20 protein-coding genes, 1 pseudogene and 1 riboswitch are annotated in these 25,046 nt (G+C 70.6%); of the genes and pseudogenes, 9 read left to right on the top strand and 12 right to left on the bottom strand.

The features are described 5' to 3' along the window. The first annotated feature begins 238 nt into the window (after positions 1–238). A complete protein-coding gene (locus AQJ67_RS13625; protein ID WP_062718967.1) occupies positions 239–2,074 on the top strand; it encodes an AMP-dependent synthetase/ligase in 1,836 nt (611 codons plus the stop codon). 40 nt (positions 2,075–2,114) lie between these two features. On the opposite strand, the gene AQJ67_RS13620 is transcribed toward AQJ67_RS13625, so the two are convergent. After that, complete coding sequence (locus tag AQJ67_RS13620) at positions 2,115–3,737, bottom strand: GMC family oxidoreductase (RefSeq protein WP_079055946.1); 1,623 nt, start codon at positions 3,735–3,737, stop codon at positions 2,115–2,117. 141 nt (positions 3,738–3,878) lie between these two features. Beyond that, positions 3,879–5,021 carry a glycosyltransferase family 4 protein gene (locus tag AQJ67_RS13615; protein WP_062718965.1) on the bottom strand — a complete coding sequence of 381 codons (1,143 nt, stop codon included), beginning with the start codon at positions 5,019–5,021 and terminating at the stop codon, positions 3,879–3,881. Between the two features lie 120 nt (positions 5,022–5,141). Between AQJ67_RS13615 and AQJ67_RS13610 the strand changes: the two genes are divergently transcribed. Continuing rightward, complete coding sequence (locus AQJ67_RS13610; protein ID WP_062718964.1) at positions 5,142–6,377, top strand: glycosyltransferase family 87 protein; 1,236 nt, start codon at positions 5,142–5,144, stop codon at positions 6,375–6,377. Positions 6,378–6,620: 243 nt separating this feature from the next. Here the strand turns inward: AQJ67_RS13610 and AQJ67_RS13605 are convergent, their stop codons facing one another. The 5 genes from AQJ67_RS13605 to AQJ67_RS13585 form a co-directional block, all read right to left on the bottom strand. Beyond that, positions 6,621–7,814: a hypothetical protein gene (locus tag AQJ67_RS13605; protein ID WP_062718963.1), complete on the bottom strand. Its 1,194-nt coding sequence runs from the start codon at positions 7,812–7,814 to the stop codon at positions 6,621–6,623. Positions 7,815–7,868: 54 nt separating this feature from the next. Further along, the gene (locus AQJ67_RS13600; protein ID WP_062718962.1) at positions 7,869–8,882 is read right to left on the bottom strand and encodes a C40 family peptidase; all 1,014 of its coding nucleotides are present in this window, start codon (positions 8,880–8,882) and stop codon (positions 7,869–7,871) included. A gap of 227 nt (positions 8,883–9,109) precedes the next feature. Next, positions 9,110–10,141, bottom strand: a complete 1,032-nt coding sequence (locus tag AQJ67_RS13595) for a C40 family peptidase (RefSeq protein ID WP_062719344.1) — start codon at positions 10,139–10,141, stop codon at positions 9,110–9,112. A 211-nt stretch (positions 10,142–10,352) separates the two neighbouring features. Continuing rightward, complete coding sequence (locus AQJ67_RS13590) at positions 10,353–11,696, bottom strand: NYN domain-containing protein (protein ID WP_062718961.1); 1,344 nt, start codon at positions 11,694–11,696, stop codon at positions 10,353–10,355. A gap of 36 nt (positions 11,697–11,732) precedes the next feature. Further along, entirely contained in the window at positions 11,733–11,972 is a 240-nt protein-coding gene (locus AQJ67_RS13585; RefSeq protein WP_062718960.1) for a hypothetical protein, read from the bottom strand. 175 nt (positions 11,973–12,147) lie between these two features. Between AQJ67_RS13585 and AQJ67_RS13580 the strand changes: the two are divergent. From AQJ67_RS13580 to AQJ67_RS13550, 7 genes and pseudogenes are all read left to right on the top strand, one after another. After that, positions 12,148–12,949: pseudogene (locus AQJ67_RS13580) on the top strand (rhomboid family intramembrane serine protease). Next, positions 12,946–13,227, top strand: a complete 282-nt coding sequence (locus tag AQJ67_RS13575) for an Lrp/AsnC family transcriptional regulator (RefSeq protein WP_062718959.1) — start codon at positions 12,946–12,948, stop codon at positions 13,225–13,227. The pseudogene AQJ67_RS13580 and the gene AQJ67_RS13575 overlap by 4 nt, the downstream one beginning before the upstream one ends. Positions 13,228–13,304: 77 nt before the next feature. After that, positions 13,305–13,601, top strand: coding sequence for a hypothetical protein (locus tag AQJ67_RS13570; RefSeq protein ID WP_062718958.1), 297 nt, complete (start codon positions 13,305–13,307; stop codon positions 13,599–13,601). 113 nt (positions 13,602–13,714) lie between these two features. Next, a complete protein-coding gene (locus AQJ67_RS13565; RefSeq protein WP_062719343.1) occupies positions 13,715–15,079 on the top strand; it encodes a sensor histidine kinase in 1,365 nt (454 codons plus the stop codon). Then, on the top strand, positions 15,076–15,738 hold the full coding sequence (locus tag AQJ67_RS13560) for a response regulator transcription factor (protein WP_062718957.1): 663 nt from the start codon (positions 15,076–15,078) through the stop codon (positions 15,736–15,738). The genes AQJ67_RS13565 and AQJ67_RS13560 overlap by 4 nt, the downstream gene beginning before the upstream one ends. A 75-nt stretch (positions 15,739–15,813) precedes the next feature. Further along, a complete protein-coding gene (locus AQJ67_RS13555; protein WP_062718956.1) occupies positions 15,814–17,229 on the top strand; it encodes an SLC13 family permease in 1,416 nt (471 codons plus the stop codon). 143 nt (positions 17,230–17,372) lie between these two features. Continuing rightward, positions 17,373–18,560: a glycerate kinase gene (locus AQJ67_RS13550; RefSeq protein ID WP_062718955.1), complete on the top strand. Its 1,188-nt coding sequence runs from the start codon at positions 17,373–17,375 to the stop codon at positions 18,558–18,560. On the opposite strand, the gene AQJ67_RS13545 is transcribed toward AQJ67_RS13550, so the two are convergent. The 5 genes from AQJ67_RS13545 to qcrC all read right to left on the bottom strand — a co-directional run bounded on the left by AQJ67_RS13545 (position 18,515) and on the right by qcrC (position 25,028). After that, on the bottom strand, positions 18,515–19,882 hold the full coding sequence (locus AQJ67_RS13545) for an aminotransferase class V-fold PLP-dependent enzyme (protein WP_062718954.1): 1,368 nt from the start codon (positions 19,880–19,882) through the stop codon (positions 18,515–18,517). The genes AQJ67_RS13550 and AQJ67_RS13545 overlap by 46 nt on opposite strands. 145 nt (positions 19,883–20,027) lie before the next feature. Next, positions 20,028–20,144, bottom strand: a riboswitch (SAM riboswitch). Positions 20,145–20,216: 72 nt separating this feature from the next. Next, positions 20,217–21,281 carry an anthranilate phosphoribosyltransferase gene (gene trpD / locus AQJ67_RS13540; RefSeq protein ID WP_062718953.1) on the bottom strand — a complete coding sequence of 355 codons (1,065 nt, stop codon included), beginning with the start codon at positions 21,279–21,281 and terminating at the stop codon, positions 20,217–20,219. Between the two features lie 254 nt (positions 21,282–21,535). Beyond that, on the bottom strand, positions 21,536–23,173 hold the full coding sequence (qcrB, locus tag AQJ67_RS13535; RefSeq protein WP_062718952.1) for a cytochrome bc1 complex cytochrome b subunit: 1,638 nt from the start codon (positions 23,171–23,173) through the stop codon (positions 21,536–21,538). Beyond that, a complete protein-coding gene (gene qcrA / locus AQJ67_RS13530; protein ID WP_062718951.1) occupies positions 23,170–24,219 on the bottom strand; it encodes a cytochrome bc1 complex Rieske iron-sulfur subunit in 1,050 nt (349 codons plus the stop codon). Before qcrA ends, qcrB begins: the two co-directional genes overlap by 4 nt. Then, on the bottom strand, positions 24,216–25,028 hold the full coding sequence (gene qcrC / locus AQJ67_RS13525) for a cytochrome bc1 complex diheme cytochrome c subunit (RefSeq protein ID WP_062718949.1): 813 nt from the start codon (positions 25,026–25,028) through the stop codon (positions 24,216–24,218). The genes qcrA and qcrC overlap by 4 nt, the downstream gene beginning before the upstream one ends. Positions 25,029–25,046 lie beyond the last annotated feature (18 nt).

Raw genomic sequence — 25,046 nt, 5'->3', positions numbered from 1 at the left:
ACTGGCCAGTCGTCAGATGGCTCGACTACTGTGCGCGCAGAGGTACCAATCCGTGTGACGCAGCGAACATCTCGTCGGATCCCCCTGTCGAAGAAGCCATACCGGCGGGTAACGTCCGGTCGGTCCAGTCGTCCTCTGAGTTTCAACATGTGAATCCCAGAGCACTTGCCCGAGCCATGGACCGCACCGTCGCATCGCACAACGTCGTGGCGCCGGCGCCCTATGAGGAGCAGCAGTCTTGCGCGAGTTCAGCCTTCCGGCTTTGTACGAGGTCCCTGCGGACGGGAATCTGACCGACATCGTCCGCAGAAACGCCGCGCAGCACCCGGACGTCGCCGTCATCGCCCGCAAGGTGAGCGAAGCGAAATGGGGGTCCCCCCGGACGCAGTCTGGGGGAGGTACCTGGCAGGACGTCTCGGCCACCACCTTCCTCGCCGAGGTGCACGCGGCCGCGAAGGGGCTCATCGCCGCCGGGGTCGGGCCGGGCGACCGGGTCGGCCTGATGTCGCGTACGCGCTACGAGTGGACCCTGCTGGACTTCGCGATCTGGTCGGCGGGCGCGGTCACCGTGCCGGTGTACGAGACCAGCTCGCCGGAGCAGGTGCAGTGGATCCTCGGTGACTCGGGCGCGACCGCCATGATCACGGAGCTGGACGGCCACACCGCCGCCGTCGAGTCGGTGCGCGACGCGCTGCCCGCGCTCAAGCACGTCTGGCAGATCGAGGCCGGCGGCGTCGAGGAGCTGGGCCGGCTCGGCCAGGACATCAGCGACGCGGCGGTCGAGGAGCGCAGCTCGCTGGCGAAGGCCGACGACCCGGCGACGATCGTGTACACCTCCGGAACGACCGGCCGCCCCAAGGGCTGTGTGCTGACCCACCGCAGCTTCTTCGCCGAGTGCGGCAACATCGTCGAGCGTCTGCGTCCGCTGTTCCGCACCGGCGAGTGCAGTGTCCTGCTCTTCCTCCCTCTCGCCCACGTCTTCGGCCGCCTCGTGCAGGTCGCGCCGATGATGGCGCCGATCAAGCTGGGCACGGTCCCGGACATCAAGAACCTCACGGACGAACTGGCCGCGTTCCGCCCGACGCTGATCCTGGGCGTGCCGCGTGTCTTCGAGAAGGTCTACAACTCGGCGCGTGCCAAGGCCCAGGCCGACGGCAAGGGCAAGATCTTCGACAAGGCGGCGGACACGGCCATCGCCTACAGCAAGGCGCTGGACACCCCGTCCGGCCCGCCGGTCGGCCTGAAGATCAAACACAAGGTCTTCGACAAACTCGTCTACAGCAAGCTGCGCGCGGTGCTCGGCGGCAAGGGCGAGTACGCCATCTCCGGCGGCGCCCCGCTGGGCGAGCGGCTCGGGCACTTCTTCCGCGGCATCGGCTTCACGGTCCTGGAGGGCTACGGCCTGACCGAGTCCTGCGCCGCGACCGCGTTCAACCCCTGGGACCGTCAGAAGATCGGCACGGTCGGCCAGCCCCTGCCGGGCTCGGTGGTCCGTATCGCCGACGACGGTGAGGTGCTGCTGCACGGCGAGCACCTGTTCAAGGAGTACTGGAACAACCCGGGCGCGACCGAGGAGGCGCTGGCCGACGGCTGGTTCCACACCGGTGACATCGGCACCCTGGACGAGGACGGCTACCTCCGGATCACCGGCCGCAAGAAGGAGATCATCGTCACCGCGGGCGGCAAGAACGTCGCCCCGGCCGTGATCGAGGACCGCATCCGGGCGCACGCGCTGGTCGCGGAGTGCATGGTGGTGGGCGACGGGCGGCCGTTCGTGGGCGCGCTGGTCACGGTCGACGAGGAGTTCCTGGGCCGCTGGTGCTCGGACCACGGCAAACCGGCGGGCTCCACCACGGCGTCGCTGCTGGAGGACCCCGACCTGCTGGCCGCGATCCAGTCGGCGGTCGACGACGGCAACGCCGCGGTGTCGAAGGCGGAATCGGTGCGGAAGTTCCGCATTCTCCCCTCCCAGTTCACGGAGGACTCGGGCCATCTGACGCCGTCGCTGAAGCTCAAGCGCAACGTCGTAGCGAAGGACTTCGCGGACGAGATCGAGGCGATCTACCAGAAGTAGCGCACTCCGCAGAAGTAGCGCACGCCGTTCGTACGACGGCTCATGGCGCGGTGTCCTCCACGAGGACCCGCGCCATCGTGCGCTCGGCGAGCGCGGTGATCGTCACGAACGGGTTCACCCCGATCGACCCGGGCACGAGCGAGCCGTCGGTGACGTAGAGCCGCGAGTACCCCTTCACCCGGCCGTAGTCGTCGGTCGCCTTCCCCAGCACGCAGCCGCCCAGCGGGTGGTACGTGAAGTCGTCGGCGAAGACCTTGTTGCCGGAGCCGAACAGGTCGTACCGGTACATCGTGGTGTTCGCCCGGTTGATCCGGTCGAACAGCTTCTTCGCCATCCCCACGGACACGGCGCTCTGCGCGGCACTCCAGCCCAGCTTCACGGCTCCCGTGGCGCTGTCGTACGAGAACGACGCGCGCTCCGGGTTCTTGGTGATCGCCAGATAGAGGCTGACCCAGTGCTCAAGGCCCATCGGCAAGGGGGCGATCTCGGCGAAGACGGGGTTGGCGGCGTTGGCCCAGTCGTCGATGCCCATGACCGGCATGGTCGACTGGTTCGCCCCGACGGTGTCCCACAGGTGGTTGGCCCGCCCGAGCATGACGTTGCCGTTGGTCCCCCACCCGGTGCCGACGCCGGCGTCCAGGGCGGGCAGGGTGCCCGACTCCCGTGCGCGGACGAGGAGTTCGGTGGTGCCGACGCTGCCGCCGCCGAGGAAGAGGTACGTACAGCCGTACTCCTTGGTCTCCACGACGGTCCCGGTGTCGTCGATCCGGTCGACGGCCAGGACGTACGTCCCGTCGGCTGCCCTGCTGATCGACTTCACCCGCTCCAGGGTGTGGATGGTGACGTTCCCGGTGCCGAGCGCGGAGGCGAGATACGTCTGGTCGAGGCTGCGCTTGCCGTGGTTGTTGCCGTAGATGACCTCGCCGGCAAGTGCCGACCTGGTCGCCGTGCCGGCCGCCTCGCGCTGCATGTACCCGAAGTCGTAGACGTTGGGCACGAAGGTGGTCTTCAGACCGGCGTTGCTCGCGTGCTTGCGGGAGATCCGGGTGAAGCGGTACCACTCCGTGGACTCGAACCACGCCGGGTCGACGGTGTTGACGCCGAGCATGGAGCGGGCGCGCGGGAAGTACGTGCGGTACATCTCCGCGGTGTCCACGGTCGGGAACTGCTCCGCGAAGTAGGACTGGAGCGGGGTGACGGCCATGCCGCCGTTGACCAGGGAGCCGCCGCCGACGCCCCGGCCGACGTACACGGACATGTGGTCGTAGTGCACGCGGTCCAGGACTCCCGGGTACGGGCTGATGTCCTTGTTGACCACGTCCAGCCACAGGAAGGTGGCGAGCGGGGCCTCGGTGCGGGTGCGGAACCACATGGAGCGGCGGTCGGGGGTGGCGGTGGAGCAGAAGACCTTGCCGTCGGGACCGCTCGTGTTCCAGAGGCGGCCCATCTCCAGGACGAGGGTGCGGATGCCGGCCTCTCCGAGGCGGAGGGCGGCGACTGCCCCACCGTAGCCGGAGCCGATGACTATGGCCGGGGTGAACTCGACTGCGTCGGGCTCGGCTTCCTGGGCCGCCGCGAGGGAGACGCGGGTGAAGCCGAGGGTGGCTGCGGTCTGGAGGGCGGCCATGCCCAGGATTTGACGTCTTGTCAGCTGACGCTGCATCAGGTTTGATGTCATGTTTGGCAGCATCGGCGGATTTTGGGGTTCCGCCTAGTGGGGTGCCAAGTATTCATTGTTGGCGGCTGCGGGTTGTTTTGTGGCTGGTCGCGCAGTTCCCCGCGCCCCTAAAAGCTGGGCGTTGCCCTACAGCAGTGTTTGCAGGCCCTCCGCCAATAGGTCCCAGCGCCACTTCTCCTCGACCCACTCCCTGCCTCGCTCGCCCATCCGGACACGCAGTTCGGCGTCCCTCAAGAGAGTGACGATGCGGTCGGCCGCCTCCTCCGGGGAGCCGCCCCTCACCACCCAGCCGGTCTCGCCGTCGAGTACCGCGTCCGGCGCGCCGCCCGAGTCCCCGGCCACCACCGGCAGTCCCGTCGCCGACGCCTCCAGGTAGACGATGCCGAGGCCCTCCACGTCCAGCCCCCGCCGCCTCGTCCGGCAGGGCATCGCGAAGACGTCGCCGGCGCCGTAGTGGGCGGGCAGCTCGGACCAGGGGACCGGGCCGGTGAAGTGGACGGACGCGGCGACGCCCGTGTCGCGGGCGAGCTTGCGCAGGTCGTTCTCGTAGGGCCCGCCCCCGACGATCAGCAGTACGGTCTCCGGCTCGGCGGCCAGGATGCGGGGCATGGCCTGGATCAGGGTGTCCTGGCCCTTGCGCCGGACCAGGCGGGAGACACAGACGACGACCGGGCGGTCCGTGAGGCCCAGCCGGGCGCGGACCTCGTCGCCGCCCGACCCGGGATGGAAGGTCTTCTCGTCGACGCCGGGCGGCAACTGCACCATCCGTGCGGCCGCGGCCGGCGTCAGGGCGGTGGCGATCCGCGAGCGCGTGTACTCGCCCAGGTACGTGATGGTGTCCGTCGACTCCCCGATCCGCCCCAGCAGCTGCCGGGCCGCGGGCAGCTGGGCCCACCCCGCCTCGTGACCGTGGGTGGTGGCCACCAGCCGCTCGGCGCCCGCCTTGCGCAGGGCCGGGGCCATCAGGCCGAGCGGGGCCGCCGCCCCGAACCACACCGACGTACAGCCGTGCTCACGCAGCAGTCCGACCGCGCGCCGGGTCGCGCCGGGTGTCGGCAGCAGCATCGTCGTACGGTCCCGTACGACCGTGAAGGGCTGCTCGGCGTCGAAGGCGGCGGTGGCCTCGACGCCCTCCCGGCCGCGCTTCCAGGTGGAGGCGTAGACGACCAGCCGCTCGGGGTCGAGGCGGAGCGCCATGTTGTGCAGGAACGCCTGGATGCCGCCGGGGCGGGGCGGGAAGTCGTTGGTCACGATCAGCGTCTTGTGCATCGCCGCCGACCCTATCGAAGCCGCCGTTCACAGGTGGGGCTCGGCCACGTGTGTGGCCCGCACACAGCTGGACACGACATCATGTTGCACTGAGACGGGCAGCGAACGGCAGGGGTTCTGGTGGAGACGACAGGCACGCGGCGATCCCTGGCGTGGCTTGTGGGCATCTGGGCGCTGACCAGGGTGGTTCTGCTGCTCTTCGTGTTCAAGGTGTACGCCTTCCCCGGCCCGGACGTCACCAGCGACGTGTCGGTGATCTACCAGGGCTGGTACGAGGTGCTGCGCACCGGCACGTTCCCGCTGGACGACGTGACCTGGCAGTACCCGCCCGCCGCGGCGCTGGCGATCCTGTCCCCCGCGCTGGTGTTCTGGCTGGACTATACGTCGGCGTTCTTCGTCCTGTGCTTCGCCGCGGACCTGGTCGTGCTGCTGCTCCTGCTGTACGCCGGTCTGCGGTCGGGGCGGACGTCGCGCGGGGCCTGGGTGTGGGTGGTGGGGGTGCCGCTGCTCGGGCCGACGGTGTACGCCCGCTACGACGTGATGGTGACCGGGGTCGCCGTGGCCGCGCTGCTCGCGGGCGCGCGGTATCCCAGGGTGATGGGGGCGCTGACGGCGTTCGGGGCGATGCTGAAGGTGTGGCCGGTGTTGCTGCTGGTGGCGGCCCGTAGGCGCGGCTCCTGGGTCTGGGCCGCGCTGACCGCCGGGGTGCTGGCGGCGCTGTTCGCCCTCGCCATGCCGGGTGCCTTCGCGTTCCTGACCTTCCAGCGTGACCGGGGCACTGAGGTGGAGTCGCTCGGGGCGCTGGTCTTCCATGTGGCCCGGCAGTACGGCTGGGACGGGCAGGTGCTGCTGAACTACGGGTCGGTGGAGTTCCTCGGTCCGTATGTCGACGTCGTGAGTACGGCGGCGCTCGTGCTGAGCGGGCTGGCGTTCGGCTGGCTGTTGGTGTGGCGGTTGCGGGCGCGGAGCTTTCATGTCCACACGCTCGCGGACGGGGCCTTCGTGGCGGTGCTGATGTTCGTGACGACGAGTCGGGTGATCAGTCCGCAGTACATGGTGTGGCTGGTGGGGCTCGCGGCCGTGTGCCTCTGCTTCCGGGAGAGCCGGATGGGGGTTCCCGTGGGGCTGGTGCTCGTGGCGTCGTTCGTCACGGTGCTGGAGTTCCCGGTGTGGTTCTCCCACGTCGTCGCCAGCGACGGTCTCGGGGTCACGCTGCTGTTCCTGCGCAACGGCCTGCTGATCCTCGCCGCGCTCCTCGCCGCCCGCGAACTCTGGCGCTCCACGGTCCCCCTCCCGACCCCGCCCCCCGTCCCCACGGAGTCCCCGCGCCTCAGGGAAACGTCCCTGCCGTCCTGACCCCGACTTCTTCCCTCGCCCCCGCCAGGGGCTCCGCCCATTCGACCCCGGGGTCGTTCCTCGAGTACGGGCCGGTGGGAGCTGGTCGCGCAGTTCCCCGCGCCCCTCCTGGGGCTTCGCCCCAGGCATTTTCAGCCCGTCCGGCGTTTGAGGACGAGGCCCGAAGGGCCGACAGCGGGGGTCTGGGGGCGGAGCCCCCAGGGATGGGACGGGTAGGGGCGGCGGGGGCGAGGGAGCGGAGGGTCAGCTCAGTTGGGCCCGTAGATAGTCCCGCCACTGCGCCCTGAAGTCCTCCAGCGACGTCCCGAGGACATCCTTCAGCGCCCCCTCCACCGCCCCCGCCCGCCCCTCATGCGCCCCCACGGCCCGATAGAACTCCGCGAGCCGGACCTCCCCCCACCGATCCGCGATCATCCGGCAGGCCATCCACCCGCTTTCGTAGGCCCGCGCCAGCCTCCCCCCATCCCCGCTGAAACCGAAGTCCGCATCGGCCGGCAACTCCTCCGGCACCCGCCCCTCGGCCACCGCGCGATACAGCTCGGGCGCGGCCTGCGACGGGGAGCGGCCGCTGCCGAGGTAGCCGATCCAGTCGGCGTAGCCCTCGGAGAGCCACAGCGGGGTGGCGGCCGTGGTGTGGGCCCGGGTGGCGACATGAGTGGTCTCGTGGGTGAGGACGACCTGCCGGCCGGTACCGCCGAGCACGCCGTACGCGTCGGGATTGACAATGATCCGGTCCGCGGGCGCGCTCGCCGGCGCACCGGTCTCCCCGGTGGTGACCGCGGCGATCCCCCGGTAGGAGGAGGCGGGCGCGCCCAGCAGCCCGGCCATCCCGTCCAGCGACCTGGGCACGAGGACGACGACCCGCCGGGGCCACCGCGTGCCCCACGCCTGGGACACGGCCGGCACGGCCCGGTCCGCCAGCTCGGCGTACGAACGCAGCGCCGCACCGGACTGCCCGACGCCGAGAACGAGGCTGTCGCCACCCCGTACGACGCTCACCTCACCCTGGTCCCACAGCTGCGCGGCGGAGCCCTTCGCGGGCCGCTCGGCATCGACGTACCACCGGCCCTCCACGTCCAGGCTGAGACTCAGGGTGCGGCCGACCCTGACGGGCGCCCGGTCGTAGCCCTGGACGCGGTAGCGGAGCTCGGCCTCGGCGAGGGCGGTGTCACCGGTGCGCCGCAGACCGGTCAGGCGGTAGGACCAGGCGGCGAAGGGCACGGCACGCAGGTTGCCGTACCGGTCCCGGGCGCCCGTGCGCAGATACGCCGTCTCGTCGTGGTCGAGGATCGCGGCGGCCCGGCGGTCGAGAAGGCCCTGCACCTCGGCCTTGGCGCTGTCGGTGGCGGGCCGCCCGCCGCAGCCGACCAGGGAGACGAGCAGCAGACAGAGCGCGATGACGACTCGCGTTCCCGACGCCCGCCTTCGACCAGCCATTTCCCGATCGTACGGCGGGGACGGCGCGGAGGTCAGACCCGCGTCCGACCCGGCTCAGACCCGCGTGACCGTGGCGCCCGGCATCATGCCCACCGGGTCGTAGCGCACCGGGGCGCCCGGGTAGGGAGCGTGGATCACCTGGCCGTTGCCGGCGTACATCCCGACATGGCTGGCGTCGGAGCGGTAGGTGACGACGTCGCCGGGCTGGGCCTCGGAGAGCGGGACCTGCCGGCCGGCGTACCGCTGGCCCTGTGAGGTGCGCGGCAGAGCGACGCCGGCCTGGGCGTACGACCACTGGATCAGGCCCGAACAGTCGAACCCGGAGGGGCCGTTGGCCCCCCACACGTACGGCTTGCCGAGCGCGGAGTGGGCGGCGGCGATGGCGGCGGCCGCGCGGCCCGAGGGCGCGGCGAGGCTGCCGAAGTCGGGCATGACGTCACGGCCGGAGCGGGAGGCACGGTCGTAGGCGGCGCGGTCGGTCGCCGTGAGGGAGTTGAGGAGCCGGCGGGCCTGGGCGAGTTTGCGCTCGACGGTCCGCTTGTGGGCGGCGACGGTCTTGCGGCTCTTCTCCAGTTCGACGAGTTTCCCGGCCGCCTCGGCCCGCTCCTGGGCGATCTCGCGCATGGCGTCCTGGAGGTCCTTGAGCTCGCCTGCCTGGTGGGCGCTGAGCCGGGCGATCCGGGCTGCCCGGTCGAGGTAGTCCTCCGGGTCGTCGGAGAGCAGCAGGGCGAGGGAGGGGTCGAGGCCGCCGGAGCGGTACTGGGCGCCGGCCAGTGAACCGAGGGCGTCCCGCATGGAGTTGATGTCCTCCTGCTGCCGGGCGATCCGGTCCTGCGCGTCGTTCACCTGCTTCCGCAGCTTGTCGGCGCGCTCGTCGGCCTTGTTGTAGGCCTCGGTGGCCTTCTCGGCCTCCTCGTAGAGGCGGTCCACCTTGGCCCGGGTGTCGTCGTGCGGCGCGGCCGTGGCCGGTACGACCCCGATGGCCGCGGCGGCGGCCGACATGACGCACAGGGCTGCGTTGGCGCCCCGGTCGAACCCGGGCGATACAAGGCGGCGATGGGACCCCACGGGAAGCCGCTCTCCTTCCGCTGACGACAAGGACCTTCCCCGGCGAGGGGGAAACGCGGCAGACAGTAGCTCCGTGCCGGGGTGCCGACCAACGACCGCGCCGGGCACACAAAGTGACGCCCCGCCTCTGACGCAGGTCATGGGCGGGGCGTGGGGTCAGCGAAAGTTGTCGTGATTCGCCCGTTCGGGCGGCACGTGGTGTTGATCTTGCGGGGGTTCGGCCGGGATCAGATCCGGACGCCGAACTGGAACGGCATGTTGTTGATCGACTCATAGCGGACGGTCGTGCCGCTGCGCGGGGCGTGCAGCACCTGGCCGTTGCCCGCGTAGAGACCGACGTGGTGCAGGTCGCCGTAGAAGATGACGAGGTCGCCGACCTTGAGTTCGCTCATCGACAGGCGCGTGCCGGCGTTGGCCTGCTCCTGGGAGGTGCGCGGAATGTAGACGCCGGCCTGGTTGTAGGCCCAGGAGGTCAGGCCCGAGCAGTCGTAGGAGGCGGTGCCGGTGGCGCCGTAGACGTACGGCTTGCCGATCTGGCTCTGGGCGGCCTGGAAGGCGGCCATGGCCCGGCCGGAGGCGGAGCCGACGTTGCCGAGGTCCACGCGGTCGGCGGCGGAGCGGCTGGCGCGCTGCTCCTCGGCGGCGAGCGCGGCCTTCTCGGCGGCCGTCAGGGTGTTGAGGAGCTTCTGCGCCTCGGCGAGCTTGGCCTGGACCTGCTTCTTCTTCTTGCCCAGCTCGGTGCGGGTGGAGGCCAGGTCCTTGAGCTTGTCGGAGGCCTCGGCGCGCTGCTGGGAGAGCTGGCGCTGCTTGGCCTGGATCTCCTTGAGCGAGTCGACCTGCTGGGCGCTCAGCTGGTCCATGGTGGACGCCTTGTCCAGGTAGTCGTCCGGGTCGGACGACAGGAACAGCTGCACGGAGGAGTCGATGCTGCCCGTGCGGTACTGGGCGGCGGCCGCGAGGCCCATCGTGTCGCGCAGCTCGTTGAGCTCTTCCTGGCCGCGGGCGACGTTGTCCTGGATGGTGGAGATCTCCTTCTGGAGCTTCTCCTGCTTCTCCTTGGCCCCGTTGTACTTCTCGGTGGCCTGCTCGGCCTCCTCGTAGAGCTTGTCGACCTTGGCCTTGACCTCGTCCTTGCTCGGCTTCTCGCTGGGGGCGGCGTTGGCCGCCTGAGAAGAGATGGCCACGGCAGCAGCGGCGGCGGTGGTCAGCACGGTCACGCGTGCTCGGCTCGGCTGCTTCGGTCGACGGTGGGACGCCACGGAGGTGAAACCCTTCTTGTGAGTGATCACCCGCTCGGAGGTTCGACGCCAGACCCTAGTGACCTACTTGTGATCAGATCAAATCCTCACACGAAAATTCTCGTCACACCTGTCATTCTTTACACACAACTCACAGCGTGTGCAGGGCCGGTTGACGCTACGTCGTCCGAGATTGACGCCAATTCGGGTATTACGCCTGTACGTTGGCGTTTCAGGACAGCCGCTTGAGAAGCACCGCAGAAGCCACCGGCCGCGCTCCGGCCCGGGCGACGCCGTCGGCGACCTCGCGGTCGGTCGAGGCGACGATGACCGGCCGGCCCGGCGGCTCGGCGCGCACCAGCTGGCGGATCAGTTCGTCGGCGGTCACGCCCGGCTTGGAGAACAGCACCCGCACCCCGCGCGGCGGCGCGAGCAGCACCGGCGCGGCCAGCTCGGCCCCGTCGAAGACACAGGTCACCTCGGCGCCGGTCTGCGCGGCGAGCTGCGAGAGCTGGCCGAGCAGCCTGAGGCGCTGCTTCTCCAGCGGCATCTGGGGATAGCCGGTCTTGGTGACGTTGTAGCCGTCGACCACCAGATGCGCCTGGGGCAGCGCGAGGAGCTGGTCGAGGATCGCGGGGTCGTTCTCGGACAGCGCCCGGGCGGCGATGTCCTTCGGGGTCATCCGGCCCGGTTCGACCGCGTCGACGGTCTCGGCGGGCCGTACGGACACCGGTGGCAACGCCAGTTCCCGGCGCAGCCCTTGGGCGGAGTCCAGCAGGGTGTCCAGGAGCAGGCGGACGCGCATGTCCTCGACGCTGCGCCCCTCGCGCGCGGCCTTGCGGGTGGCCTCCAGGGCCGCCTCGGCCTCGCCGAGCCGCGCCCTGAGCCGCCGGGACTCGCTCTCGGCGGCGGAGACATGGGCGTGGCCCTCGGCGCGTACGGTCTCGATCTCGCCCCGGACCTTGCGCAGGGCGGCCTCGCCGCGCTTGACGTCGCTGAGCGCGGAGCGCAGCTTCCGGTGCAGCGATTCGGCTTCCTTCTTCGCCGTGTCCAGCTCGGTGCGCAGCCGCTCGGTCTCGTGCCGGGTGTGCTCACGGGCGTGGGCGAGCTCCTCGCGCAGCCGCTCCAGCTCGGCGCGGGTCTCGTCGTCGGCGCGCTCGGCGTCGGCCCGCTGGGCCTCCTCGCCGGCCGCGGTGACCAGCTTGACCCAGCCGGTGGGCCGCAGAACATAGGCCGCGGCCGCCACGTCGAGCGGGTCCGCGGCCGCGGGCACCGAACCGGAGTCGAGGGCGCCGGCGAGTTCCGGCTGGACCTCTCTGAACTTCTCACCGATGCGCTGACGGAACAGCGGATCGGTCTCCAGCGCCGCCGCCATCGCGTTGCCGGCGAACTTCGTCCGGCGGTTCGGGGCGAACCGGGCGTACTGCCTGAGCTGCGCGGGCAGTTCGCCGACCGTCAGTCCGCCGAACCCGTCGGACACGATCTGCACGACTCTGCGCCGTACGCCGTCGGGCAGCGGACGGTCGAGCACCTCGGCGGCGCCGTCGCCCGGCCCCCCGCCTTGTGTCTCCACCATCCGTCACACCCCAATGCTGTGCGGGGCCCGCTCCCCTCAGGAGCCGGCGCCCGGCCTGTCCACGAGTTCCACCTTGTCCACGGCGTTGCACCAGCGGCAGCGCACCGACTCGATGGTCTCACTGAGCACCTCGCGCTCCTCGACCTTGGGCTCGCCGGCCAGATCGAGGTGCATGTACTCCACGACCCTGGACGAGCGCGTCACGTCGAAACGCGTGAGGTTGCCGCAGAGGGTGCAGCGCCACCGCGTGGTGTCGGTCGGCAGGGGAACCGTCATCGTGACCGTGCTCTTTCCTCTAGGTCTCTATTGTCAGCGACGCGCCGGGCTCCCCGGTGCGTGTGGCTCGTTACCCTACGGCCTGGCGGGTACTCGTCGCCCGTTCGTCCCCAGGACCTCCCCGGCGGCGAGGCGGTCTGTGCACGTGCGTCCCGTTACGTCATGCTCTGTATTCATGATCGGCAACTGGCGCACGGTGCGCTTCCCGGCCCGTTTCGGCAACGTGGTCCGGGTGCCGTCGGCGCCGGTGACCCACGCCCTGATCGCCGGGTGCTGCCTGGTCTTCCTGATCGGCCCGGCGGCCGGGCTCGGTCCGGCGTACGGCACCGGTGACGAGCTGCTCGCCACGCAGCGGGCCTACTTCCACCGCTGGGGCGTCGTGCCCGCGGAACTGTTCGAGGGCTCGCCCCGGGCCGCCCTGACCCCCGCCACGGCCCTGTTCGTGCACGGCAGCTGGGTGCACCTGCTCGGCAACATGCTCTTCCTCTACGTCTTCGGCGTGATGACCGAGGAACGGATGGGCCGCGTCCAGTTCACGCTCTTCTACCTGGGCTGCGGCTACCTGGCCCTGCTGGGCTACGCGGCCGCCAACGACGACTCCACCCAGTCCCTGGTCGGCGCGTCCGGGGCGATCTCGGCGGTTCTGGGCGCCTTCCTGTTCCTCTTCCCCGGGGCGCGCGTGACAAGCCTGCTGCCGTTTCTGCTCTTCCTGCCGCTGCGGTTCCCGGCGTGGGTCGTGCTGCCCTTCTGGGCGGCCCTGCAGTGGGTGGCGGCGGGGCGGGCCGACCAGGGGCCCGGGGTGGCCTATCTGGCGCACCTGGTGGGCTTCGGACTGGGCTTCGGCTACGCGTGGGCCCGCTTCAGGGAGAAAGGAGGGCGCGTAGCGCGGCCTTGGAAGGGCGGTGGTGGGAGACGGGTGGGCGACTAGAGTGAAGGCCGCCCCAGCTTCGGCCTCCGAGGGAGAGAACCAGCCGTGATCACCGCGATCGTCCTGATCAAGACCAGCGTGGACCGGATCCCCGAGATCGCGGAGCGGATCGCTTCGCTGGAGAGCGTCACCGAGGTCTTCTCGGTCACCGGTACGTACGACCTGATCGCCATGGTGCGGGTGAAGCGGCACGAGGATCTCGCCGAGGTCATCCCGGGCCGGATCAGCAAGATCCCCGGGGTGGAGGCGACGGACACGCACGTGGCGTTCCGTACGTACTCGCAGCACGACATCGAGGCCGCGTTCGCCATCGGGCTGGACAGCTGACACGGGCGGCCCAAGATGAAGAGTTCTTCATCCTGGGCTCATCCTGACCGCCGGGTGGCAGGGGCAGGCTCGACCGCATGGTCTTCTCGCACCGGATCGCGGCGCTGGCCGCCGTAGTGGCGATTCCGCTCGGCATCGCCGCGACCAGCTTCGCCCTCACCGACAACCCGGAGTCCCCCAAGGTCCCGGCCAAGGTGGAGCTGGACAGCGGCTCCCCCACGCCGACACCGCCCCGGCCCACGCCGACGCCGAGCGACGAGGTCGTCTCCCGGCCCCCGGTGACCGACAGCCCCACGAGCGACGACGACGCCGACGACGGCCCCGGCCGGGAGACGGGTGACGACGACCGCGGCGAGCCCGGGGACGACGGCTGAGCGCTCTGTGCGACGTACGGCCCTGAGGAATGTGTCTGATGCCGACACCCGCCAGCCCGGTGCGCCGCCGGATCTCCGCCCGGGTTCGCATCCTGCTCTGGCTGCTGTTCGTCATGGCCGTGGGGCTCGTGTCCGTGGCGACGACCACACGGTCGATCCTGTTGCGGGACGTCGACCATCGGGTGAACGGGCTGCTGGCGCAGGAGGCCGGGGAGTTCGCCAACTTCGAGGAGCGGGGCGTCGACCCGGAGACCGGCCGTCCGTTCACCGACCCGTCCCGGCTGCTGGTGGAGTTCCTGGTACGGCAGTACGCCGACCCGGACGAGGAGCTGATCGGCCTGGTGGACCGCCCGGGCGCTGCCCCGGCACAGTTCCGCCAGCCGCGTGACATCCCCGTCGCCGTGCCGCTGCACAAGGACGCCGACGCCCGCCGCCGCATCTTCGACTCGCCCGACGCGACGGGCACGCTGCACCGGGCCTCGGGCGAGATCCGCTGGGCCAAGGTCGCGGTCGCCCGGGCCGGCGGCGAGGCCGAGGCGGCGTTCGTCGTCGCCTTCCACCCCGGGCGCGAACAGGCCGCGGTGAACGAGGAGTTCCGTATCCTGCTGGCCATCTCCGGGGTCGCCCTGCTGATGACGACCGGCATCGGCTGGGCGGTGGCGGGCCGCATCCTCAAGCCGGTGCGGCTGGTGCGCACCGCGGCGGCACAGCTCACCGAGCAGGACCTCACCCGTCGTATCCCGGTGCACGGGCGGGACGACATCGCCGCGCTCGCCGAGACCTTCAACGACATGCTCGACCGGCTGGAGCGCGCCTTCGCCGCCCAGCGCGAGTTCGTCGACGACGCGGGCCACGAGCTGCGCACCCCGATCACCATCGTGCGCGGCCATCTGGAGCTGATGGGCGACGACCCGGCCGAGCGCGAGGAGACCATAAGGCTGGTTACCGACGAGCTCGACCGGATGAGCCGGATCGTCGAGGACCTGCTGCTGCTCGCCAAGGCCGAGCGCCCCGACTTCGTCACCCCGGAGCCGGTCCAGCTCGCCGAACTCACCGCCGACGTCTACGTCAAGGCCCGCACTCTCGGCGAACGGGACTGGCAGCTCGCCGAGGTCGCCGACGTCGAGGCCGCGCTGGACCCGCAGCGCATCACCCAGGCCATGGTCCAGCTCGCCCAGAACGCCGTGCAGCACACCGCGCCCGGCCAGACCGTCCGGATCGGCTCGCGCGCCGACGGGCCGGGCATCGAGCTGTACGTCGCCGACTCCGGCTGCGGGGTCCAGCCACAGGACGGCGAGGTGATCTTCGAACGGTTCCGGCGCGGTACGTCCCGGCGCGGCGCCCGGGGCTCCGGTGCCGGGCTCGGCCTGTCGATCGTCCGGGCCATCGCGGAGGCCCACGGCGGCCGGGTACGGCTGCGCGACACCGAAGGCGGCGGCGCCACCTTCGTCCTGCTCCTGGGAGAGGCACACACGTGAACCGCATTCTCATCGTCGAGGACGAGGACAGGATCGCCTCCTTCGTCGAGAAGGGCCTGCGCTCCAACGGCTTCACCACGACCGTCGTCGGCGACGGCGACGCCGCGTACGAGTACGCGCTGACCGGCGGCTTCGACCTGGTCGTCCTGGACATCGGCCTGCCCGGCCGCGACGGCTTCACGGTGCTGCGGGAGCTGCGCGAGGCCCGGGTGACGGTCCCGGTGATCGTGCTGACCGCGCGGGACTCCGTACGGGACACGGTGGCCGGTCTGGAGGGCGGCGCCGACGACTGGATGACCAAGCCGTTCCGCTTCGAGGAACTGCTCGCCCGGGTGCGGCTGCGACTGCGTACGGCGGCCAGGGCGCCGGAGGTGACGGTGCTGCGGTCCGGCTCGCTGACACTGGACCTGCGCACCCGGCGGGCGCGGGCCGACGAGCGGACCGTGGACCTGACGGCCCGTGAGTTCGTGCTGCTGGAGCTGTTCCTGAGGCATCCGGGGCAGGTACTGTCCCGCGAGCAGATCCTGTCGCACGTGTGGGGCTACGACTTCGACCCGGGTTCGAACATCGTGGACGTGTACGTACGGGCGCTGCGCAAGAAGCTCGGCGCCCAACGGGTCGAGACGGTGCGCGGCGTCGGGTACCGCCTGTCCGCCTGAGGTCCCCGGTCCGCGTGAAGTCTCCTTCATCTACGGCTCATCAAGGGCTCACGGCGGAGGTGAACCCTCGATGACGTGACCCTGAACCTCCGGCTGGGCGCGGCCCTGTGCGTGGCGCTCTCCCTGTGCGCACTGCTCGCGGTGCCCGGCAACTTCCCGGGACTCGGCGCCGACGCCCGTCTCACCCTCGCCGTGTTCGCGCTGGCGACCTGCGCCTGGATCGGCACGCCGGTCGACGACACGTACATCGCGCTCGGCGCCGGGCTCGCGCTCACGGTGACCGGGGTGATCAGCAGCGACACCCTGTTCGGCACCCTCGGCGACTCCACGGTGTGGCTGCTGATCTGCTCCTTCGTGCTGGCGGCGGCGGTGACCCGGACCGGGCTCGCGGGGCGGGCGGCGGCGTTTCTGGTGGGCGGGGCGCGCACCGTACGGCAGCTCGTGCACCTGACCACTGCCGCCCTGGTCGTCACGGCGTTCGCGGTGCCGGCCACCTCCGGGCGGGCCGCGCTCGCGCTGCCGGTGTTCCTCGCGCTCGCCAAGGTGCTGGCCGGCCGGAAACGACTGGTCGTGATGCTGGCGCTGCTGTTCCCGACCGTGATCCTGCTGTCGGCGGTGGCGACCCTGATCGGGGCGGGCGCGCATCTGATCACCGTGTCGGTGCTGTGGCAGGCGACGGGTGACCGGATCGGCTTCACGGAGTGGCTGCTGCTGGGCCTGCCCCTCGCCGTGGCCTCGTCCCATCTGGCCGCCGAGGCCGTACTCCTGACGACCACGCGACGCGCCGACCGCAAGGGCGCCGTGCACATCACGCCCGAGCAGATCCAGGAGCACAGTGACGCCCCGGTCACCGGGCCCTGGTCGCAGGCCGAGAAGCGGTGCGCGCTGCTGCTCGGCACGGTCGTCGTGCTGTGGTGCAGCGAGCCGCTGCACCGCGTGCCGCCCGCCGTCGTGGCGCTGATCGGCGCGGTCGTGGCGGCCTCGCCGGCGCTCGGCACCGTGCATCTGAAGGACGCGCTGAAGACGGTGCCGTGGTCGCTGCTGCTGTTCATGGCGGCGACGATGGCGATGGGCGTGGCGCTCGCCGACTCCGGGGCGGCGAAGTGGCTGGTGGAGGGACTTCCGACGGGCGTGAGCCCGATGTGGTTCCTGGCTGTGGTGATCCTGGTCAGTACGGCGGCCCATCTGGTCCTGCAGTCCCGGTCGGCCCGGTCGTCGGTGCTGGTGCCGCTGGTGGTCGCGGCGGCGGTGGGGGCCGGGGTGAATCCGGTCGCGGCGGCGCTCGCGTCCACTGCGGCGGCCGGGTTCTGCCACACGCTGCCGGCTTCCGCGAAGCCGGTGACGCTCTTCTCCGACCTGCCCGGGACGCCGACGTATGCGCCGCGCGACCTTTTGCGGCTGTCCGCGGTGTTGGCTCCGCTGACTGCCGGGCTTGTGTTGCTGTTCGCCGTTGTGGTGTGGCCGGTGCTTGGTGTGCCGGTGACGAGATGAGAGTGCCGCGATGGGTTGTCGGCTGTGTGCGGCGCCGTCGTGGCTGGTCGCGCCCACGCGGCGGAGCCGCATATGTCACAGCCCCGCGCCCCTGAAAGCAGGGCGTTGTCCCTTCCGTATCCGATCTGCTCAGGAGGCCTCTGATGCTGACCCGCGTCGTCGTCGCCCCCAGTGGCTTCAAGGAGTCGCTGTCCGCCCAAGCCGCCGCCGATGCCATCGCCGACGGCGTTCGCCGGGTTCTGCCGGACGCCGAACTGGACCTGATCCCGCTGGTGGACGGGGGTGAGGGCACTGCCGCCTCGTTGGCGGCCGCGACCGGTGGGCGGCTTGTCGCGCTGCCCGCGACCGGTCCCGTCGGCGAGACCGTCGGCACGCACTTCGCGTTGCTCGGCTCCCGGGACACGGCGGTCGTGGAGATGGCCGCCGTGGCCGGGCTGTCCCTGGTGCCCCGCGCCCTGCGCGATCCGGGGGCCACGACGACGTACGGCGTCGGCGAGCTGATCCGGGCCGCGCTCGACACGGGCGTACGGCGGATCCTGGTCGGCTGCGGCGACTCGGGTACGTCGGACGGGGGTGCGGGAGCCCTCCAGGCGCTCGGCGCCCGGCTGCTGGACGCCGTCGGCTTCGAACTCCCTCGCGGCGGGCGCGAGTTGACGCGGCTCGCCCGGCTCGACCCGGCCGGCCTGGACCCGCGGCTGCGGGACGTGGAGCTGCTGGTCGCCTGCAACCCGTACAACGTGCTGTGCGGCGAGCGCGGTGTGGCCCGTGTCTTCGGTCCGCAGAAGGGGGCGACGCCCGCGCAGGTGGAGGAGCTGTCGGCGGGGCTGGAGAACTGGGCGGACGTCCTCACCCGCGATCTGGGAGGCACCGATCTGCGCCAGGGCCCCGGCACCGGGGCGTCGGGAGGCCTGGGCGCGGGCCTCGCGGCGCTGGGCGGCCGCCTCCTCCCCCGCTTCGACGTACTGCTTGACCACCTCGACCTGGACGCCCGCCTCGCCCGCGCCGACCTGGTCGTCACCGCCGAGGGCGCCCTGGACCACCAGACACCCAAGGGCAAGGTCCCGGCCGAGGTGGCCCGCCGGGCCAAGCTGTACGGCCGTCCGGTGCTCGTGCTGGCGGGCACCCTCGGCGAGGGCGCCCACGACGTGCCGGGCGTGGACGCGTTCAGCGGGATCCTGCCGGCGCCGATGGCTCTGGCGGAGGCCCTGGTGCGGGCCTCCGAACTCCTCACGGACGCCACCGAACGCGCCCTGCGGATGATCCTGCTGGGCGCCCGGCTACCGGCTCACGCGGAGGTGTCCGGCACGCAACGCCCGTCCTCGGTCCGGTAGTTCCACTTCGCGCCGTCCGTCACGAGCTCCTTCACGGCGTTCACGAACCGCTCGACGTGCTCGTCCGGCGTACCGGCCCCGAAGCTCACCCGGATCGCGTTGAGCGACTTCTCGCCGGGAGCCGCCTCCGGGGCGCCGCACTCGCCCTGGGTCTGCGGGTCGCTGCCCATCAGCGTGCGGACCAGCGGGTGGGCGCAGAACAGGCCGTCGCGCACCCCGATGCCGTACTCCGCGGAGAGGGCGGCGGCGAAGTGGGAACTGTTCCAGCCGTCGACGACGAAGGAGATCACACCGACGCGCGGGGCGTCGTCGCCGAAGAGGGAGAGGATCCGGACCTCGGGGACCTCGGCGAGACCGGCCCGCACCTTCTCGATCAGGTACTGCTCGCGCGCGACCAGCGTGTCGAAGCCCGCCTCCGTCAGCGCCTTGCAGGCGGAGGCGATGGAGTAGGCGCCGATGACGTTCGGGGAGCCGGCCTCGTGGCGGGCGGCGCTCTCGTGCCACTCGACGTCCACTCCCCCGTCCTCGCGCCGCGTGACCTTGCGGCTGGCGCCGCCGCCCGCGAGGTACGGCTCGGCCTCCCGCAGCCAGTCGGCGCGGCCGGCGAGGACGCCGGAGCCGAACGGGGCGTACAGCTTGTGGCCGGAGAAGGCGACCCAGTCGACGTCGAGGTCCTGGACGCTCACCGGGTGGTGCGGAGCGAGCTGGGCCGCGTCGAGCACGATCCGGGCGCCGTGGGCATGGGCGGCGGCCGCGAGTTCCCGTACGGGCCACAGCTCACCGGTGACGTTCGAGGCGCCGGTGACACAGACCAGGGCCGGGCCGTAGGGGTCTCGGCCGGCCAGGGCGCGCTCCAGGGTCTCGACGGCCTGGCGCGGGGTGCGGGGCGCGTTGAGGTAGGTGACCTGCGCGTTCGTCCACGGCAGCAGGGAGGCGTGGTGCTCGGTCTCGAAGACGAAGACCTGGCAGTCGGCCGGGAGGGCGGCGGCGAGGAGGTTCAGGGAGTCGGTGGTGGACCGGGTGAACACCACCTGGTCGCCGTCCCGGCAGTCGAGGAACTCGGCGACCGTCCTGCGGGCGTTCTCGAACAGGTCGGTGGAGAGCTGGGAGAGGTAGCCGGCCCCGCGGTGGACGCTGCCGTAGTACGGCGCGTAGGCGGCGACGTCGTCCCAGACGCGCTGGAGGGCCGGGGCGCTGGCGGCGTAGTCGAGCGCCGCGTAGGTGACCTCGCCGCCGGTGACGAGCGGGACGGTGACATCACGGCCCAGAACGGGCAGGGGGGTGCAAATGGCCTGGTCGAGGGCAGCGGTGGAGACAGACATGGGGAACTCCCGTGAGAGGCATGCGAGTTGAGGGCATGCGGAAAAAGAGAAAAGGGGTGCGCGGAGGCGGGGCTCGGCAGCCCTATCGCATTCGCTTGCTCACGGAAGACTCCCTCGAACGACCAGGACCCCTGGTTTCGAGAGGGGCCCGCGCTTGCCGTAGACCTCGCTGCCTACGGCCTGGTCTTCACCCGGGGCACCCCGCCACGGACGGAGGGTTGCCGGACAGTCGGCCGGGGCCTCATGACTGTCACTCATGACCTGTCGAGAACGTACGCGAAATGATCGTGGTCCCGCAACTCATGTCCGAATCGCGGGACCACATGCGTATCGACTACGCGTTGCTGGCAGCCACCCAGCGGTCCAGCGTCCGCTTCGCCGTCCCCGAGTCGATCGACTCCGCCGCCCGCGCCATCCCGGCGCGGAGCTGCTCGGTGAGCGGGGCGTCCGTCGGGTTCAGCGCCACCAGTGCGGCGGCCGAATTGAGCAGTACGGCGTCCCGTACGGGCCCTGTCTCCCCGTTCAGCAGGCGCAGCGCCACGTCGGCGTTGTAGGAGGCGTCGGCGCCGCGCAGCGCCTCCACCGGCACCAGCTCGATGCCCACGTCGCGCGGGTCGAAGGCCTCCTCGGTCACCTTGCCGTCGCGGACCACCCACACCTTCGACGTGGCCGTCGTCGTCAGCTCGTCGAGGCCGTCGTCGCCGCGGAACACCAGCGCGGAGGAGCCGCGCTCGGCCAGTACGCCGGCGATGAGCCCCGCCATCCGGGTGTCGAAGCAGCCGACGGCGGAGGCGGTGACGCGGGCCGGGTTGGTCAGCGGGCCGAGGAGGTTGAACGAGGTCGGGATGCCCAGGTCCCGCCGTACGCCACCGACGAAGCGCATCGAGGGGTGGAACTTGGCGGCGAAGCAGAAGGTGATGCCGGCCTCGTCCACCACCCGTGCCACGCCCTGCGGCGACAGGTCCAGGTTGATGCCGAGCTTCTCCAGCACGTCGGACGAGCCGCTCGCGGAGGACGACGCGCGGTTGCCGTGCTTGACGACCTTCGCGCCGGCGCCCGCGATCACGATGGCGGACATGGTGGAGATGTTGACCGTCTTGGCCCGGTCGCCGCCCGTGCCGACGATGTCGACGGCCGGCCCGGGGATGTCCAGCGGCTGCGCGTGGGCGTACATCGCCTCCACGAGACCGTTGATCTCCTCGACGGTCTCGCCCTTGGCCCGCAGCGCCACCATGAAGCCGGCGATCTGCGCGTCCGAGGCCTCGCCGCTCATGAAGCGGTCCATCGCCCAGGCCGTGTCTCCGGCGCTCAGGTCCTCTCCGGCGAGCAGGGCACTCAGCACCTCGGGCCAGGAACGGCCCGCCGCGGTGTCGCCTCCAGCGGGGGTCACAGCGCTCATAAGCCGCTCCTGGGTCAGTTGTGGCGTCCCGCACTACGGGACACGAGTCTCAACGGGGTCCACCCTATCCAGCCGCGGGGCACGGCGAAGGGCCCCGTCCGAACAACGGACGGGGCCCTTCAACCGTGGCGTAGCTAGCGGTACTGGCAAGATCGCGGTCCGCCGCGCCCCTTCAGGGGCGCGGGGAACTGCGCGACCAGCCACGACGGAGCCGCGGACGACAACGCACCCAACGCGGCGCCATCAGCGGAGCGTCAGTGGTGGCCGTGGCCGCTCGTGATCTCCTTGTACTCCTCGACGGACGGCTTGGGGATCTGGCCGTCCTCACCGAAGTAGGACTTGCTGAGCTTGGCGCGCAGCTTCTCGGAGCCCTTCACCTTGCGCTCGACGCCGTTCTCGTCGACCGTCGGGCCGATCTCGAGCGGCTTGTACTGCTCGTGCGCGGTGAGGGTGTGCAGCGCGTCCTGGCTGAGCGGCTCGTGCACCTCGATGAACTCACCGTGCGGCAGGCGCTTGATGATGCCCGACTCGCGGCCGTGCAGCACCTTGTCCTTGTCCCGGCGCTGGAGGCCGAGGCAGATCCGCTTGGTGATGATGAACGCGAGGACCGGTCCGACGAAGAAGCCGATCCGGACGAACCAGGTGACCGCGTTGATCGACAGGTGGAAGTGGGTGGCCCACAGGTCGTTGCCACCGCCGACCAGACCGATCATGTACACCGTGACCCAGGCGACGCCGAACGCGGTACGCGTCGGGGCGTTGCGCGGGCGGTCCAGGATGTGGTGCTCGCGCTTGTCGCCGGTGACCCAGGACTCGATGAACGGGTAGACCGCGATGGCCCCCAGGACCAGACCGAAGAGGACCAGCGGGATGAACACGCCCAGGACGAGCGTGTGGCCCCAGAAGTTGACCTCCCAGCCCGGCATGTACCGGACCAGACCCTCGGCGAAGCCCATGTACCAGTCGGGCTGGGCGCCCGTGGACACCTGGTCCGGCCGGTAGGGGCCCATGGCCCAGATCGGGTTGATCTGCGCGACGGCCGCGATGACCGCGATGACACCGAAGACCAGGAAGAAGAAGCCTCCGGCCTTGGCCATGTAGACCGGCAGCAGCGGCATGCCGACGACGTTCTTGTTGTTCTTTCCGGGGCCCGCGAACTGCGTGTGCTTGTGGTAGAAGACCAGGATCAGGTGGCCGACCACCAGACCGAGCATGATGCCCGGCAGCAGCAGGATGTGGATCGAGTAGAAGCGGGCCACGAAGTCGACGCCCGGGAACTCGCCGCCGAAGAGGAAGAACGAGATGTACGTGCCGACGATCGGCATGGACAGGATCGCGCCCTCGGTGAAGCGCACACCCGTGCCGGAGAGCAGGTCGTCCGGGAGCGAGTAGCCGGTGAAACCGGTGAACATGCCCAGGACGAACAGCAGGAAGCCGAACAGCCAGTTGATCTCACGCGGCTTGCGGAACGCGCCCGTGAAGAACACGCGCATCATGTGCACGAACATGCCCGCGAGGAAGATCAGCGCCGCCCAGTGGTGGATCTGCCGGATCAGCAGACCGCCGCGGACGTCGAAGGAGATGTGCAGCGTGGAGCTGAACGCCTCCGACATGAGCTGTCCCTGGAGCGGGACGTAACTGCCGTGGTACTCCACCTCGTTCATCGACGGGTGGAAGAACAGCGTCAGGTACACACCCGTGAGGATGATGATGATGAAGCTGTAGAGGCAGACCTCACCCAACATGAACGACCAGTGGTCGGGGAAGATCTTGCGCATGTTGGCCTTGGCCAGGGAGTAGATCCCCAGCCGGCCGTCGGCCCAGTCGGCTACCCGCTCGCCGGCCGGTGCCTTCCCGCGAGAGCGGGACTCGGTGGTCTCTGTAGTGCTCATCCGCGCTCCCAGAATGCAGGACCGACGGGCTCTTCGAAGTCGCCGAGCGCCTCGAGGTAGCCCTCGTCGTTCACGCCGATGCGCAGCTGCGGCAGGGCGTGGCCGGCGGGGCCGAAGATCACTCGGGCACCGTCGGAGAGGTCGAAGGTGGACTGGTGACAGGGGCAGAGCACGTGGTGCGTCTGCTGCTCGTACAGGGAGATCGGGCAACCGACGTGGGTGCAGATCTTCGAGTACGCGACGATGCCCTCGTGCGACCACTCGAGCTCGCGCTTGTCCTTGATGTCGTCGGGCTGGAGCCGGACGATCATCAGGGCGGCCTTGGCGATCTCGTTCTGGAAGTCGTGGTCGTGCTCCTCCAGGCCCTCCGGCTTGGCGAAGGTGAGGGAGCCGACCGCGACGTCCGAGGGACGCAGCGGCTCGTCGGTGTTCATGTTGACGAGCAGCTTGCCCTTGGACCACAGGGTGTGGCGCAGCTTGGTCCCGGGCAGCGGGCCGAGGTCACGCAGGAGGACGACGCCGGAGAGCGGGAACAGGGCCAGCGCACCGAACATCGTGTTGCGGATCAGCTTGCGGCGACCCAGCGCGGACTCCTTGGCGCCCTGCTTGAAGTCGGCCATGACCTTGGCCTTGACCTCGGGCTCCGCCGCGATCGGGTGCCGCTCGTCGGCGACCTCCACGTCGGACATCAGGGTGCGGGCCCAGTGGACCGCGCCCGCGCCGATGCAGAACAGCGCCGTACCGAGGGTCAGACCCAGCGCGAAGTTCAGCGCGTTGAGGTGACCGATCGGGAAGACGAAGACCGACTTGTCGTGCGGGATCGCCACGTACGAGGCGATGAAGCCGACGGTGGCCAGCATCGACACCGTGAACAGCAGGGCGACCGTGCGCTCGGACCGCCTGGCGGCCCGCTCGTCGATGTCCTGGATCCGGTGCTCGTGGGGCGGCAGACCGGGGTCGGCGAAGGGGTTCTTCTCGTCCGCTACCGCGACGTGGGCGTCCTGCTCAGCGGGCAGGTTCTCTTCTGGAATGTCTTGGCTACTCATGACTTCTTGGCCTTTGCGGTCCGAGCGGCGACCCAGACGGCGACCGCGATCAGTGCACCGAGCCCGAAGATCCAGGCGAAGAGGCCCTCACTGACCGGCCCGAGGCCGCCCAGCTCCAGACCACCCGGGTTGACCGTCTCGTCGCTGTTGACCGCGTGCAGGTACGCGATGATGTCCTTCTTGTTCTGCTCCGACAGCGTGGTGTCGGGGAACGACGGCATGTTCTGCGGGCCGGTCTGCATGGCCTCGTAGATGTGCTTGGGGTCGACGTTCTCAAGGCTCGGGGCGTACTTGCCCTTCGTCAGCGCGCCGCCCTTGCCGGTGAAGTTGTGGCACTGGGCGCAGTTGTTGCGGAAGAGCTCGCCGCCCTTGGCGATGTCCGCGCCCTCGGGGCCGTACTGCTCCTCGGTCGGGACGGACGGACCGGCACCCAGCGAGGCGATGAACGCCGCGAGCTGGTCGATCTCGGCCTGCGAGTAGATGTTCTTCTTGGCCGGAACCTGGGCGCCCTGGGAGGTGGCGGCCGGCATACGGCCCGTCGAGACCTGGAAGTCGACGGCTGCGGCGCCGACACCCACCAGGCTCGGACCGTCAGAGGTTCCCTGACCATCGGTTCCGTGGCAGCTGGCGCAGCCGACGGTGTAGAGCTTCTTGCCCTCCTCGATGGTGAGGGACTGGGCGGTTTCCTCGGCCTGCGCCTTGTCCGCGGGAGCGAACACGGCGTACAGCCCCCCCGTGCACGCCAGCGCGAGGAGTAGGACGACGACCGCCGCCAGCGGATGGCGTCGTCGTGCGGAGAGCTTTTTCACGGATTACCCCGGTGTCAG

The sequence above is a fragment of the Streptomyces caeruleatus genome, from assembly GCF_001514235.1.
GTDB lineage: Bacteria > Actinomycetota > Actinomycetes > Streptomycetales > Streptomycetaceae > Streptomyces > Streptomyces caeruleatus.
The sequence above is the reverse complement of the archived record's forward strand: the minus strand, read 5'-3'. Positions and strand labels throughout refer to the sequence as shown.

Bases quoted from the DNA above. Each gene is read 5' to 3' on its own strand.
- AQJ67_RS13605 (WP_062718963.1), bottom strand. From the start codon at position 7,814: ATGGCTGGTCGAAGGCGGGCGTCGGGAACGCGAGTCGTCATCGCGCTC.
- AQJ67_RS13615 (WP_062718965.1), bottom strand. From the start codon at position 5,021: ATGCACAAGACGCTGATCGTGACCAACGACTTCCCGCCCCGCCCCGGC.
- AQJ67_RS13590 (WP_062718961.1), bottom strand. From the start codon at position 11,696: ATGGTGGAGACACAAGGCGGGGGGCCGGGCGACGGCGCCGCCGAGGTG.
- trpD (WP_062718953.1), bottom strand. From the start codon at position 21,281: ATGAGCGCTGTGACCCCCGCTGGAGGCGACACCGCGGCGGGCCGTTCC.
- AQJ67_RS13550 (WP_062718955.1), top strand. From the start codon at position 17,373: ATGCTGACCCGCGTCGTCGTCGCCCCCAGTGGCTTCAAGGAGTCGCTG.
- AQJ67_RS13565 (WP_062719343.1), top strand. From the start codon at position 13,715: ATGGCCGTGGGGCTCGTGTCCGTGGCGACGACCACACGGTCGATCCTG.
- AQJ67_RS13585 (WP_062718960.1), bottom strand. From the start codon at position 11,972: ATGACGGTTCCCCTGCCGACCGACACCACGCGGTGGCGCTGCACCCTC.
- AQJ67_RS13620 (WP_079055946.1), bottom strand. From the start codon at position 3,737: ATGCAGCGTCAGCTGACAAGACGTCAAATCCTGGGCATGGCCGCCCTC.
- qcrA (WP_062718951.1), bottom strand. From the start codon at position 24,219: ATGAGTAGCCAAGACATTCCAGAAGAGAACCTGCCCGCTGAGCAGGAC.
- AQJ67_RS13545 (WP_062718954.1), bottom strand. From the start codon at position 19,882: ATGTCTGTCTCCACCGCTGCCCTCGACCAGGCCATTTGCACCCCCCTG.
- qcrB (WP_062718952.1), bottom strand. From the start codon at position 23,173: ATGAGCACTACAGAGACCACCGAGTCCCGCTCTCGCGGGAAGGCACCG.
- AQJ67_RS13570 (WP_062718958.1), top strand. From the start codon at position 13,305: ATGGTCTTCTCGCACCGGATCGCGGCGCTGGCCGCCGTAGTGGCGATT.